The following is a 12,857-nucleotide window of genomic DNA, read 5'->3' on the forward strand; positions in this document are numbered from 1 at the left end:
TATGTTACTTTGGTTTATTCTAGGAATCGTATTTTTAGTTATTGAGATTTTAACATTTGGACTTATATCTATTTGGTTTGCATTAGGAGCTTTTTTAACAATGATTTTCTACGAAGCTTCCTTAGAAAATCAGTTTTATATTTTTGTTGGCGCTTCTTTGCTTTTTTTAGTTCTAATTCGAAAACTTGCCTTAAAACATTTTAAAGGAAATAGTAAAGAACTGAATCGTATTAAAGGAAAAATTGTAAAAATTGAAAAGATTGAAGTGCGTGGAAGTAATAATTTCTATACTGTATACTTAGATGGAAAAATCTGGGAAGGTATATCTAAATCTAACTTCAATGTTGGAGATGAAGCTATCGTAGAGAAAATTATGGGAAATAAATTGGTTTTATCTAAAAAATCTTAGGAGGGGTTACATGTTATTTTTATTTATTTTAATACTTATTGCTATATTTTTAATTGGAACACATATTAGAATTGTTGCTCAATCACAAGCTTTTGTTGTAGAAAGATTAGGTGCGTATTTAGCGACTTGGGATGTTGGTTTAAATGTTTTAATCCCATTTGTTGATAGAATTGCTAAAAGAGTCTCTTTAAAAGAGCAAGTTATAGACTTTCCACCACAACCAGTTATTACAAAGGATAACGTTACTATGCAAATAGACTCTGTTGTTTATTTCCAAATTACTGATCCAAAACTATATACTTATGGTGTTGAGAATCCTTTAAATGCTATTGAGAATTTAACAGCAACAACTTTAAGAAACTTAATTGGTGAGTTAGAGCTTGATGCTACTTTAACATCAAGAGATACAATAAATACTAAAATGAGAGTTATTCTAGACGAAGCTACTGATCCATGGGGAATAAAAATAAATAGAGTAGAACTTAAAAATATTATTCCGCCAGCTGAAATTCAAGATGCTATGGAAAAACAGATGAAAGCTGAAAGAGAAAGAAGAGAATCAATACTACGAGCTGAAGGACAAAAAACATCTGCTATTTTAGTTGCTGAAGGAGAAAAAGAAGCTGCTATATTAAGAGCTGAGGCAAAAAAAGAAACTGCTATTAGAGAGGCTGAAGGAGAAGCTGAAGCTATTCTTAGTATTCAAAAGGCAAATGCTGAAGCCATTAGACTTATTAAAGAAGCTGCTCCTGATAAAAGCGTTCTTATGATTAAGGGAATGGAAGCTTTTGAAAAAGTTGCAAATGGCCAGGCTACAAAAATTATTATTCCTAGTGAATTACAAAATATAGTTACTTTAAGTGAGCTTTTCCACGAATCTAAAAAATAATAAATATTCTTATAAAAAAACCGTAAGCTAATTAAAGCTTACGGTTTAAATATATGTATACCATTTTTTCCCGTTTCCATATTATCAACATGTATATACCCTTTAGGTAAAGTGACATTAGGGTCCTCTATTCTTGTTATCATAGAGTATCTTCTAGGATTATTTATTATTCTTTCATAAACTTTTTTCATGTCCATACTAGGAACTTCAAAATCTATACCTCTCCCTAATACATGAGCACTTAGATAAAGTTTACTACTTTTTACCTTTTCTTTTACAAGAGAATCGATTGTTGTTCTTAGTCCTCTTTGAGTTATTCCTACACTTGGTCTATTCACTAAAATTGGAACTCCTAAATCCTCTCTCAATAAATCTAAAAATATTAATATATCTTTGGATATGAATTTCAACACATTTTCTCCATGGATCTTGTATACCTCAGGTGAAACTAGCTCTTTTCCTTTAAAGTATTTGCATTTGTACATTTTTTCTCCTCAATATTTTTTTATAATTTTTTACTTCTTTTTTATTTCAAAAATAAGCATATGACTATCTTCTAATGAAGTCATTTCAATATTTTCATCTCCCATTATAGCTTCATATTTTTCTATAATCAACTCATCTACTTGTGTTTTCCCTTGAAAAAAAGCCATATAATATCCATACCCTTTTTCTGGAGAAAATTTTATTTTTTTCCCTTTCTCTAAATATAGAGCATACATATTTACATTTTGATTTATTTTTATCGGTGCTTCTTTTACTCCAGAAGCAATTAATAAAAATTTATTAATTCTATCTTCCCATTTGAAATTAACTTGTCCATACTTTGGTTCATAATCACTTTTATCAGGAATTATCCAAACTTGAGCTAATCTTGTTTCTATGTCCTCTTCATTTATTTCTGAATGAGCAACACCTGTTCCTGCACTCATATATTGGACTGAACCTTTTTCTACTTTCATCTTCTCATTATGAATACTATCTTTATGAGTTATAGCTCCCTCTAATATATATGTTAGAATTTCCATATTTTTATGTGGATGCATTTCAAATCCTGTATGAGGTGCTATGATATCGTCATTTATAACTCTTAACGGTCCAACACCTAAATTATTAGAATCGTAGTAATCTCCAAAAGAAAAGTGATGAACAGAATACAACCAATCATATTTTGTTTCACCCATATGACTTTTTAATTTTTTTATTATCATTTTTGCCTCCTTACAACTTACCCATTTATTTGTAAGGATTATTCAAAAAAATAAACTTCTATCCTTTTTCTAAATTATAGAGCTCTTTTGAACATAACTCTTCTCATTAGTATGTATATAAAGTAGTCTTCCATCTTTTATCTTATTTATAACTTTGTCTGATATCTCTTTTGGAATAGCAGGACATCCTAAACTTCTATCTAATTTTTTTGCACCTGGTTTTGGTTTAGCATATTGAGATCCATGAACAACTATAGCTCTTTCTCTAGCTTTATCATTAATTCCTTTTTCTAATCCATTTAATCTTAAAGAATATCCATATTCACCATTGTATGTATTCTCCGTTTTATAAAATCCTGGAGAACTTTTAAAAGAATTTACTGCATTAGAAAACTCTTTTGGAATACTTTCACCACTATTTTTACCATGCATAACATATGTTGAAAATAATGTCTTTTTATTTTTTAAATCAATTACAAAAAATCTCTCTTTAATTGAAGATTTTGTAAAATCGATTATCGTTATAATATCCTCTTTTACATCTTTTAATTTTTTCATTCCTGAAATAGCATTTGAAAAAGTTGTAAAATCCATTTTATTTGTTAAATTTAATTCTTTATATAAATTTTCCACTGAACTATTTGGTAAAAACGCAAATTTGTTACTGCTTCTTACTTTTATATTTTCTATTGAAAGAGATGAATCTAAATTTAATTTTTCATTAATTGAATAATTTCCCATTGAAGCCATAGTAGAACTAGCTAAAGTAAATAGTATAACTAATATATTTTTTATCATAAATACTCCTTACTATTTTTCTATTATCTTAAATTATATATGAGCATCTATAATTAGTAAAGATTTTTTTCTTTTTTATAGGAAAGTTTCATCTCCTATTGTATTAAAAACTAAATAGATAATTCATATAAAGGAGTTTAGAGATCATGGACCAATTAATTCAAAAAACTATTATTACTATCACTTCTATTGTCATTACCACCGTAGTTGGTCAATTTTTCAATGTTGAACCAATTGGACTTTTTTATACAGCAATTACTTGCGTTATCATAACTCATGTTGATTTTGAAAAACTAATTGAAAATGCCAAAAACAGAGGTTTTGGTACTCTAATTGGAGGAGTTATCGGTATTATCTTTTCGTATATTCCATTTCCATTAATACTAAAAGTTATTATTGGAGAATTTATTATTATTTTCTTTTGTGAAAAAAAATTGAAAATACCCTCTGCTATTGCTTCTGTAGTTTTTTTAATTATAGTTTATAGAATTACTTCTGAAGCTCCATATTTATATGGATTCAAAAGAGTTCTAGATACATTTATTGGTATTATTATAACTGTAGTTATTACATATATTTTTAAAAAAATTAATATCTTCAAATAAAAAACCACTCGGAGTATAAAACTTTTTACTCCAAAGTGGTTTTTTTACTATTTTATATCTTTTATAGCTGCATTTGGAATAAATACTTCATTACCATTAAATACAACTATTCCATTAAATTTAACTTTTTTTCCATCTGTTTCATAGTAATTTTTATTTTCATGGAATGTGTACTGCTTTCCATTTTTACTTAGTTTGAATACAGGTTGGAATTTGTTTGTTGAATCTATATTTAACTCTATTCCCATATTTTTGATTTTTTTACCAGATACAAATAACTCATCTGTTGCTTTATCTAAATCTAAATTCATAGCTTTTGCAATATATAAAGCTATATCAGAATTATTAACAGTTCCTGTTAATTGATTTGCATAGTTAGATGTATAAACATAAAGAGGTACATCCTCTCCTGTATGCCCATTTGTTGTCCAACCTAAGTGAGCTCTATCACTCATAACTTTTCCTAAAATTGTCTCTATCTCAGAGGTTTTTTGAGCTTTTTCAATTGTATTTAACTCTTCATTTGTTAAATCTAATCCTAACATCTCTTTAGCTAAACTCTTTGCATTAGCTTTATCCTTTGATATTTTTTCAGCTGTTAGAACCTCTGTAAATTTAGCTTTTTTCATATCCTTTGTAAATACATCCACAGGTAGTTCAGGATAATTATATGACGTTTTTAAATTTCCTATAGATAATCCTCCAGTTCCATGATCTGTTACTGCTACTACTAAAGTATCACTGTTTTTCTTTGCATAATCTAATGCCACTCCTACAGCTTTATCAAAAGCTGCATACTCAGATGTAATAGCAATTGGATTATTGGCATGTCCAGCCCAATCAACTTTAGAACCTTCTACCATTAAGAAGAACCCATCTTTATCTTTTGATAAAAGTTCAATAGCTTTCTCTGTCATCTCTGCTAAAGATGGAGTTGTTGCTTTATCACGATCTAAATCATAAGGTATATCTTTTTCAGCAAATAGTCCCCATACAAAATCTTTATTCAGACTTTTCATCTCATCTAAAGTTTGAACAATATTATAACCATTAGCTTGTAATGCTTCTAACATATCCTCACCATCAGTACGCTTTTTAGAGTTTGCCTCTGTTGCATTATCCTTTTTAAGATAACTTTTTCCCCCTCCAAAAACTACATTTAAATTTTGATGAACTTGTTGCTCTCCTATTACAGAATAGTTATTTCTATGTATTGAGTGTGTTGTAAAATCTGCTGGAGTAGCATGTAAAACTTCAGAAGTTGCAACAATTCCAACAGCTTTTCCCTCTAACTTAGCTGCTTCTAAAACTGAAGCTGCTGGAGCTAGCTCATCCCCTACCTCTGGAACTCTTGCTCCATTTAAAGTTGCTGCTTTAGGTTTTACCCCTATTAGTTTATCTTGTGTTTTCCACCCTGTTGCAAGAGCTGTTCCTGCTGGTGCTGAATCTGCTATAAAAGTATCTGAGTTATAAGTTTTTACCATTCCTGATGCCATCTCATCAATATTTAAACTTTCACCATTATTATATACTGCTCTAGTTAAAGTTGACACTGTTGAACTTGATCCATCTGGAATTAAAAAGATTACATTTTTAGCAAATCCTGGCTTTACATCTTTTAATTGTACCCCTTGTGTTACAGCTGTCATTGCTAAAAATGCTGTTAGTGTTACTAACTTAATCTTCATTTTACTCATTTTTACTCCCCCTTAGTTTTTATTTTCTAAAGTAAGTTTAGCATACAGATGTTAAGCTTTTATTAACTATAAGTAAATTTTTCGTAAAAATATTTAAACTATTTTTTTCAAACTTTCCTCCTTGCAATAAAAACTTCCAATTTCAATATATTTACTATCTATATCTCCATGAAAATCTGTTCCTCCTGTTATCAAAAGATTATTTTTTTTTGCGATTTCTTCCAACAATTCAATATCTCTTTTAGAATGTTTCGGATGATAAACTTCTATCCCATCTAAACCTTCACAAATTAACTCTGTAATTAATTTTTCATTTTTATATAATGAAGGATGAGCCATTATAGCAATTCCACCATCTTGTTTAATAGCTTTGATTACTTTATATACATCTATATATTCCATATCTTTTATCGATGTTTCTTCTTTAAATAATTTTTGATATAATTCTCCATAAATTTTTTCAGTATAACCTTGTTTTATTAAATCTATTACTATATGTTGCTTAAATACTCCTGTTTTTCCAGAATATTTTTTTATTCTTTCCCAAGATATATCATAACCTTTTTTCTTTATTTCATCAAAATACTTTCTAGATAGTTCTTCTCTTTTTTTAGGAATCTCTTCACAAATTTTTTTAACATTTTCGCCTAGATTTTTATACCCTAATATATGAACTTTTCGCTCTCTTTTATAATCATATGCTGATATTTCAACTCCAGGTATTACTTCAATCCCATATTTCTTCCCATGTTTTAAAGCCTCTTCAATTCCTAAAATTGTATCATGATCCGTTATTGAGATATGTGTTACTCCATTTTCTTTAGCTTTTTTCACAATATCTTCTATTGAATAATTACAATCTGATATTGATGAATGAATATGTAAATCACCTTTCATTCTCTCTCCTTACGCTTCTATCTTTCCTTTTGACATATTATATTCTCTATCTATTACGTTTTCCATAAATTCAATATCGTGAAATATTCCCAACATTGTTGTACCTTGATTTTTTAAATCTTCTATTAATTCTTTTACTAATATTTTAGAACCATTATCTAAAGATGCTGTTGGTTCATCTAAAATTAAAAGCTTTGGTTTTTTTATCATAGCTTTAGCAATATTTAATCTTAATTTTTCTCCACCACTAAATGTATTAGGAAAAGCTTCCCACAACTCTTTTGATATCTTAAAGTGTTCTAACATTTTTAAAGCTTCTTTTTCTGCTAACTCTTTATCTCCACTTATTTCTAACACAGCTTCTTTTACAAACTCTTTAGCTGTTACTCTTGGCATAACTTTTAAAAATTGAGAAACATATCCAATTTCATCTTTTCTTATTTTAACCATTTGTCTTTCACTGGCCTTAGCAATATCTATTGGTCCATAATTGTCTGAAACATATAAGATTTCACCTTTTGTAGGCAAATAATTTCTATAAAGACACTTTAAAATTGTAGATTTTCCACTTCCACTAGTTCCTGTTATACCTATAAACTCTCCCTCATAAACTGAAAAGTTTATATTTTGACATCCTTTTATCTCAACATCTAAGTTATATAAATCAAAATTTTTATATAAACCTTTGATTTCAAGTATAGGTTTTCTAGTTTCGTATTTTCTTATAAATCCTTCTATATTGCCTAAAAATTCATCAAATCTCTCTTTTATTAACTCATGTGACCAATCCCACCACTTTATACTTAAGAGAGCTTCTGAAATTTTTTCACTAAATCTTCTTTTTATAAACTTTGCTGGAACCCCTCCAACCACAGTATATGGCTCTACATCTTTTGTGACAATACTCCCACTTGCTATAACTGCTCCACTTCCTATTTTTACTCCTCCCATTATAATAGCATTATGCCCTATCCAAACATCATCCCCTATTATAACTTTTTTATCTCTTCTCCACTGAAAAATATCTTCATCATCTTTTTCATCTATTTGAAACTTTCGCCTTCTATATGTAAAATGATGTTGACTAATTCTATCCATTGGATGATTAGCAGGATTTATCCTAACGCTTTTAGCTATCGAACAAAACTTCCCCATCTCTGTATGAGCTATGTCACATCCAGATCCAAAATAACTATAATCACCTATTTCACTTTCTAAAAATATACACTCTTTAGCTACTTCATTCCATTTTCCAAATTTTGTATCTATTATTTCTGAATTCTCATGAAAAAAACCTTTTTCTGTCAATATATCCATTTTAGCCTCCAATACTCATTATCATCTTTCCTGATGAAAATACATTTTTTACAATAGGTAAACTATCTCTTTCTTCAACTACTAAAATATCTGCTATTTTCCCCTCCTCTAAAGATCCTGTCAAGTTATCTATAGATAAAGCCTTAGCTGGATTTAAAGATGTCAGTTTAGTCATTTCTTTTATGCAACTTCCACTCTTTTTCATATAAAATATTGAATGTAGTATAGAAGCTGGGTAATAATCAGAACATAAAATATCTACTGCTTCACTTTTTATAGCCTCTTCTGCTGAAAGATTTCCGCTATGAGATCCACCTAATAAAATATTTGGTGCTCCCATTACTGTATATAGTCCCCTTTCTTTTGCGTATTTTGCAACCTCTAGGGTTATTGGAAACTCACTTATTTTTACATCCCAAGGTTCTATTAAATCTATTTTTTCAATTAAATCATCATCATGAGATGCCACTGGTATATTATAACTTCTTGCAAACTTAACCATATTTTCAATCTCTTCTATAGACATTTTTTCATTTTCCATTGAACCCTTTATAAATTTTAACGCTTCATCCTCTGAACAATCTCTATATGCTGCTATAACCTTTTTATATTTTTCTAAATTTCTAAATTGTCCTTGTCCTGGTGTATGATCCATTATCGAAAGTTGGTCAACTTTACCATTTTTTATTAAATCTTTAATTTGATCTATTCCATCTCTATTATCTATTTCATACCTTATATGCAATTTATGATTTATAAGAGAATCTTTTCTATTTTCACAAATCCATTTTGATAGTTCATCCACACCTTTTGATGTTCTATAATATTTTTTTACTTTTTCTTCTCCAAATATATTTTTAGAAATAGAAAGAGAATGATACATCGTTGTAATTCCTGAAGATATTAGCTTCTTTTCTAATTCCTTAAAAGCTATATCCATAGAAAATATACTCGTTGGTCTTGGTTGAAGCTCTAATTCAACCGCATCACTATGACAATCTACAATTCCTGGTAAAACCCAATTTCCGTTGGCATTTAAATTTTTGTAACCACCTTTTAATTGATGTATATCTCCTGAAATTATTTTCTCTATTTTTCCATTTGCTATATAAATAGCACCTTTTACTATTTCATTTGGCGTTACTATTTTTCCGTTATATATGCATGTTTTCATATTTCTTCCTCCAATTTTATAAAAGCGAATGAACTAATTGTTGAGTATAGTAATGTTGTGGATCATCCAAAATTTGATCTGTTAATCCCTGTTCTATTATCTCTCCTTGTAACATAACTATTGTTCTGTCTGCCAACATTCTTATTACACCCAAATCATGAGAAACAACAATCATAGAAACACCTAATTCTCTTTGAATAGATTTTATTAAATCTAACACTTTTGCTTGTACAGATAAATCTAATCCTGTAGTTACTTCATCTAACAATAAAATAGGTGGATTATTTGCTAAAGCCTTTGAAATTTGAACCCTTTGCTGCATTCCACCACTAAAGTTTTTAGGAAATTCTTTCATTCTAGTAAGTGGAATTTCCACATGTGTCAACAGTTCTTTTGCTCTATCTGTCATATTCTTAACATTTCTATCTCCTGCTGATATAAGTTTCTCCGCTATATTTCCTACACTTGTGTAATCTAAACGTAGTCCCAACAATGGGTTTTGATATACCATTCCCATTAAATTATTTCTAATATATCTTCTTTTTTGAGAGCTTTCAGAAAAAATATTTTCACTTTCATATCCAGCAATTAAACCTTTTCCTCCGTCAACATCTTGATCAAAGTATAAACACTTCATCATAGTTGACTTTCCAGAACCAGATTCACCAACCACTCCTAAAATTTCACCGGGATATACCTCAAAAGTCACATCTTTACATCCCCATACAGTACCACATTTTGGACACCTGTTTATTTTGAAACTTTTTGGATTTTCTAAACAGTAATCACAACCCTCTCCAAATTTTTTTCTTAAATTTTTTATCTCTAAAATTGGTTTTTCTTGCATTTTTTATACCTCTTTCCTTCTTTTTTCACAATAACCTGTGTCTGAACACTGATAAAAAATATCTCCTGTATCTTGATTAAAAACTTCATCTAAAAATACATCCGTAGCACCACAAATTTTACAACTTTTTCCTTTAAAATCTTCAACTTCAAATGGAAAGTCTTCAAATGCTAAAGACACAACTTTCGTATACGGTGGTAAAGCATATATTTTTTTCTCACGACCTGCACCAAATAAATATGTTGTTTCACTCATATTCAATTTGTTGTTATCATATCTAGGAATAGGACTAGGACTCATCATATATCTATCATTTACTAATGTCGGATAATCTGCTCCCTGTGTAACTTCATCAAATTTTACAATATCTTCATAAAGAGATAGCCATGCTCCACTGTATTCTGTATCTGCATGAAGTTTTTTAGTTTCACTTTCACTTCCTTCTATCTCTCTAAGAGGTTCTGGAATTGGAACTTGTAAAATTAAAATTTGATCATTTCTCATTGGAATTTCTGGAACTCTATGTCTTGTTTGAATTAAAGTTGCCTTTTCTGAATCTGTAGTTGTTTTTACATCTGTACACTTTGATATTAACTTTTTTAAATTTATAGCATTTACACTTTCATCATAACCTTGATCTATTACTTTTAAAGTATCTTCTTTTCCTATTAAAGCTAGAGTTAGTTGTAATCCACCTGTTCCCCATCCTCTTCCAATTGGTAATTCTCTCGAAGCAAAAGGAACTTGATACCCTGGAATTGCTAATGCTTTTAATGCGGATCTTCTTATCTCTTTTTTCGAATCTTCATCTAAAAATCCATAATTATATTTTACAGCCATTTATCTTTCTCCTTTTTTACTGCTTCTTATTCTATCTAGTTTTGATTGGAATGTTACATAATGTGGCAACTTTAAATGAGATACAAATCCAGATGACTCTACACTATCTATATGATATAAAACAAATTCTTCATTTTGAGCAGGAGTATCTCCTGGTATATCTAAATTTCTATCTAATACTGACATAGCTATAGCTTTTGTCTCATTTTGCCCCATTACTAAACCGTAACCTAATTTAAATTCAATCTCTTCACCTTCAGATTCTGGAAATATATTTTCTACTTCTGTTAACATCATCTCTCCAATATAATAACTTTCTTCTTCATCTAATGGATAAGGTATATCAACTTCTACATTTCCCACTCTAAGTTCTCCTACTGTTGGATGAATATTTCCACCAAACCCTCTCAAACTACTATATCCAATTGCTGCAACTGCTCCACTTTCACCTCTTGATAAAATTTGAAGTCTTGCTGATCTTGGTAAAGGTAATGAAATTTTATCTCTTGTTACATCAAAGGGTTCTTCATTTTCATGAACCTCTGTTTTTATTAACCCTTCTGCTCTCAATAAATTAGATATTTTTGGATAATTTATATCTTCATCTATATAATTTTCTTCAACTTCTTTTTTTAAATTCTCTATCCAACTTTGACAATTTTCTTCTTGAATTAAATCAAAATCTAAAAGTCTATGAGAATAATCATATGTAGGTCCTAATAGTTGCCCTCCTGGAATATCTTTAAAAGCAGCTGATATTCTTCTAATAACTTTCATTTTTTCCGTATCCACTACATTTGAGTAGTATTTTCTCGGAAGAGTAGATCTAAAAGCTCTCATTAAAAATACACTTTCCTCTATATTTCCCTCTCCTTGTTTTATAGATAGTGCAGCTAATTCTGGTGAATATAATCCACCCTCACTCATAACTCTATCTACTAATCCTCTCATTTGATTTTTTATCATATCTACAGTTAAATCACTTCCATTTTTTACTCTATAATATTTTATAAGATTATTTGAATGTTCTATCGCTTCTTTTCCACCTGTTACTGCAACATAAGCCATTATCTTTTCACCTCTAATTTTGTAGTTCTTGGTAAACAACCGATATTTCCAAATTTATCGACTAATATAAAGTCTATTCCCAAAGGAAATTCTGAATTTACTAAATCTCTTTTTTCAAATATTTTTTTACTTAACCCATCTATTGAAAAACTCGTTTGATTTTTTATTCCAGGACCTTTTAGAATCAAATTTTCTTCATTTGTTATTTTATCCACGCTTATGATTAAAGTAGCTCCTAAATGGGGATCTTCTAATGTTCCTATAGATGCATTTTCAATTACTTCTAAAATTTTCTCTTCTCCATCTTTTTTTGAATCAACAAGTATGAATTCTGCTTTTTCTAAAACTTTTTCTTGAGCAAAAGTATGTAATTTTACATATTTTTTCTCATCTTCATTCTCTATATAAAACTTACTTTCTATATTTAGTAAAGTATATGCTAGTCCCATCATCTCTTTAGATAAACTTGAATAGACCTCTAAATTTTGAATCTCATTCTCTATATTGTTTATTGTTCCAGGTTTTGACATACTATCTAGTAACTTTCTATATATTTTTTGAATATCATGAACAAAATCAAATTTTTCTATTTTCATTCTTACACTCCCATTGTATTAAATTTTACTTTTGAACCTTCAACCATAGATTTTTCTTCTATATATATATCTTTTATAGTTTTTTCCCAATTTTCAATCACTTTTAAAAGTTCTCCTTTATCAACTTTTTCACTATTAAAAGCTGCATCTATAACTCCCATTAAATATGCTCTTTCTGAGTCATCACCTTGAACTATTCCCATACCTAAAATTCCATCTAAGTGTACAGAACACTCTGTTATTAATAGCTCTCCTATATAAAATTTTTCCTTATAAACACCATCCTTTACTTTGACCATAGTCAATCCCATCTCTGGTTCTTTTACTGTACTTACTCTATATAAGTTTTCTAATTTTTCTACCTCTTTTTTTAAGTTCTCTATATTTGTATGAGCTAAAATATAAGATAATCTTCTTTTTTTCATATTTCCTCCTATTTTTTAATATAAAAAACCCTAAGCAATTGAAAAATCCATCTATAATTTCTATAGAATTAGATTTTTCAACAC

The 12,857-nt window shown here is 29.0% G+C and carries 15 protein-coding genes and 1 pseudogene; 3 read left to right on the top strand and 13 right to left on the bottom strand.

The window, feature by feature from the left end; all coding sequences use genetic code 11:
* Window position 1 precedes the first annotated feature (1 nt).
* Both MKD34_RS04690 and MKD34_RS04695 read left to right on the top strand, forming a co-directional pair.
* Window positions 2-409, top strand: coding sequence for an NfeD family protein (locus MKD34_RS04690; RefSeq protein WP_240218417.1), 408 nt, complete (start codon window positions 2-4; stop codon window positions 407-409).
* Window positions 410-419: 10 nt separating this feature from the next.
* Window positions 420-1,298 carry an SPFH domain-containing protein gene (locus MKD34_RS04695; protein WP_240218418.1) on the top strand — a complete coding sequence of 293 codons (879 nt, stop codon included), beginning with the start codon at window positions 420-422 and terminating at the stop codon, window positions 1,296-1,298.
* 38 nt (window positions 1,299-1,336) lie between these two features.
* Here MKD34_RS04695 and MKD34_RS04700 read toward each other — a convergent pair whose 3' ends face one another.
* The 3 genes from MKD34_RS04700 to MKD34_RS04710 form a co-directional block, all read right to left on the bottom strand.
* Window positions 1,337-1,783 (bottom strand): hypothetical protein, encoded by a 447-nt coding sequence (locus tag MKD34_RS04700; RefSeq protein ID WP_240218419.1) that lies wholly within the window; start codon window positions 1,781-1,783, stop codon window positions 1,337-1,339.
* A 30-nt stretch (window positions 1,784-1,813) separates the two neighbouring features.
* Window positions 1,814-2,509, bottom strand: a complete 696-nt coding sequence (locus MKD34_RS04705; RefSeq protein WP_240218420.1) for a pirin family protein — start codon at window positions 2,507-2,509, stop codon at window positions 1,814-1,816.
* A gap of 69 nt (window positions 2,510-2,578) precedes the next feature.
* Window positions 2,579-3,307, bottom strand: a complete 729-nt coding sequence (locus tag MKD34_RS04710) for a murein L,D-transpeptidase catalytic domain family protein (RefSeq protein ID WP_240218421.1) — start codon at window positions 3,305-3,307, stop codon at window positions 2,579-2,581.
* 146 nt (window positions 3,308-3,453) lie between these two features.
* On the opposite strand from MKD34_RS04710, the gene MKD34_RS04715 reads away from it, so the two are divergent.
* Window positions 3,454-3,912: an FUSC family protein gene (locus MKD34_RS04715; protein ID WP_240218423.1), complete on the top strand. Its 459-nt coding sequence runs from the start codon at window positions 3,454-3,456 to the stop codon at window positions 3,910-3,912.
* A 47-nt stretch (window positions 3,913-3,959) separates the two neighbouring features.
* On the opposite strand, the gene MKD34_RS04720 is transcribed toward MKD34_RS04715, so the two are convergent.
* The 10 genes and pseudogenes from MKD34_RS04720 to phnG all read right to left on the bottom strand — a co-directional run bounded on the left by MKD34_RS04720 (window position 3,960) and on the right by phnG (window position 12,773).
* Window positions 3,960-5,609, bottom strand: a complete 1,650-nt coding sequence (locus tag MKD34_RS04720) for an alkaline phosphatase (protein ID WP_240218424.1) — start codon at window positions 5,607-5,609, stop codon at window positions 3,960-3,962.
* A 93-nt stretch (window positions 5,610-5,702) separates the two neighbouring features.
* On the bottom strand, window positions 5,703-6,506 hold the full coding sequence (locus tag MKD34_RS04725; protein WP_240218425.1) for a PHP domain-containing protein: 804 nt from the start codon (window positions 6,504-6,506) through the stop codon (window positions 5,703-5,705).
* Window positions 6,507-6,515: 9 nt separating this feature from the next.
* Window positions 6,516-7,244 carry a phosphonate C-P lyase system protein PhnL gene (locus MKD34_RS14135; RefSeq protein WP_407933858.1) on the bottom strand — a complete coding sequence of 243 codons (729 nt, stop codon included), beginning with the start codon at window positions 7,242-7,244 and terminating at the stop codon, window positions 6,516-6,518.
* Window positions 7,230-7,823: pseudogene (locus MKD34_RS14140) on the bottom strand (DapH/DapD/GlmU-related protein); the annotation flags it as partial. The pseudogene MKD34_RS14140 and the gene MKD34_RS14135, both read right to left, overlap by 15 nt.
* Window position 7,824: 1 nt before the next feature.
* Window positions 7,825-8,997 (bottom strand): alpha-D-ribose 1-methylphosphonate 5-triphosphate diphosphatase, encoded by a 1,173-nt coding sequence (locus MKD34_RS04735; protein WP_240218427.1) that lies wholly within the window; start codon window positions 8,995-8,997, stop codon window positions 7,825-7,827.
* A 16-nt stretch (window positions 8,998-9,013) separates the two neighbouring features.
* Window positions 9,014-9,844 carry an ATP-binding cassette domain-containing protein gene (locus MKD34_RS04740; protein WP_240218428.1) on the bottom strand — a complete coding sequence of 277 codons (831 nt, stop codon included), beginning with the start codon at window positions 9,842-9,844 and terminating at the stop codon, window positions 9,014-9,016.
* A 3-nt stretch (window positions 9,845-9,847) separates the two neighbouring features.
* Window positions 9,848-10,684 (bottom strand): alpha-D-ribose 1-methylphosphonate 5-phosphate C-P-lyase PhnJ, encoded by an 837-nt coding sequence (locus MKD34_RS04745; protein WP_240218429.1) that lies wholly within the window; start codon window positions 10,682-10,684, stop codon window positions 9,848-9,850.
* Window positions 10,685-11,752, bottom strand: coding sequence for a carbon-phosphorus lyase complex subunit PhnI (locus MKD34_RS04750; protein ID WP_240218430.1), 1,068 nt, complete (start codon window positions 11,750-11,752; stop codon window positions 10,685-10,687).
* The gene (phnH, locus tag MKD34_RS04755) at window positions 11,752-12,348 is read right to left on the bottom strand and encodes a phosphonate C-P lyase system protein PhnH (protein ID WP_240218431.1); all 597 of its coding nucleotides are present in this window, start codon (window positions 12,346-12,348) and stop codon (window positions 11,752-11,754) included. The genes MKD34_RS04750 and phnH overlap by 1 nt, the downstream gene beginning before the upstream one ends.
* A 2-nt stretch (window positions 12,349-12,350) precedes the next feature.
* Complete coding sequence (gene phnG, locus MKD34_RS04760; protein WP_240218432.1) at window positions 12,351-12,773, bottom strand: phosphonate C-P lyase system protein PhnG; 423 nt, start codon at window positions 12,771-12,773, stop codon at window positions 12,351-12,353.
* Between the last annotated feature and the right edge of the window lie 84 nt (window positions 12,774-12,857).

The organism is Cetobacterium somerae (genome assembly GCF_022430525.1).
Classification (GTDB): domain Bacteria; phylum Fusobacteriota; class Fusobacteriia; order Fusobacteriales; family Fusobacteriaceae; genus Cetobacterium_A.

Excerpts from the sequence above, each read along its gene's own strand:
- MKD34_RS04690 (WP_240218417.1), top strand. The coding sequence starts at position 2 with ATGTTACTTTGGTTTATTCTAGGAATCGTATTTTTAGTTATTGAGATT.
- MKD34_RS04695 (WP_240218418.1), top strand. The coding sequence starts at position 420 with ATGTTATTTTTATTTATTTTAATACTTATTGCTATATTTTTAATTGGA.
- MKD34_RS04700 (WP_240218419.1), bottom strand. The coding sequence starts at position 1,783 with ATGTACAAATGCAAATACTTTAAAGGAAAAGAGCTAGTTTCACCTGAG.
- MKD34_RS04705 (WP_240218420.1), bottom strand. The coding sequence starts at position 2,509 with ATGATAATAAAAAAATTAAAAAGTCATATGGGTGAAACAAAATATGAT.
- MKD34_RS04710 (WP_240218421.1), bottom strand. The coding sequence starts at position 3,307 with ATGATAAAAAATATATTAGTTATACTATTTACTTTAGCTAGTTCTACT.
- MKD34_RS04715 (WP_240218423.1), top strand. The coding sequence starts at position 3,454 with ATGGACCAATTAATTCAAAAAACTATTATTACTATCACTTCTATTGTC.
- MKD34_RS04720 (WP_240218424.1), bottom strand. The coding sequence starts at position 5,609 with ATGAGTAAAATGAAGATTAAGTTAGTAACACTAACAGCATTTTTAGCA.
- MKD34_RS04725 (WP_240218425.1), bottom strand. The coding sequence starts at position 6,506 with ATGAAAGGTGATTTACATATTCATTCATCAATATCAGATTGTAATTAT.
- MKD34_RS04735 (WP_240218427.1), bottom strand. The coding sequence starts at position 8,997 with ATGAAAACATGCATATATAACGGAAAAATAGTAACGCCAAATGAAATA.
- MKD34_RS04740 (WP_240218428.1), bottom strand. The coding sequence starts at position 9,844 with ATGCAAGAAAAACCAATTTTAGAGATAAAAAATTTAAGAAAAAAATTT.
- MKD34_RS04745 (WP_240218429.1), bottom strand. The coding sequence starts at position 10,684 with ATGGCTGTAAAATATAATTATGGATTTTTAGATGAAGATTCGAAAAAA.
- MKD34_RS04750 (WP_240218430.1), bottom strand. The coding sequence starts at position 11,752 with ATGGCTTATGTTGCAGTAACAGGTGGAAAAGAAGCGATAGAACATTCA.
- phnH (WP_240218431.1), bottom strand. The coding sequence starts at position 12,348 with ATGAAAATAGAAAAATTTGATTTTGTTCATGATATTCAAAAAATATAT.
- phnG (WP_240218432.1), bottom strand. The coding sequence starts at position 12,773 with ATGAAAAAAAGAAGATTATCTTATATTTTAGCTCATACAAATATAGAG.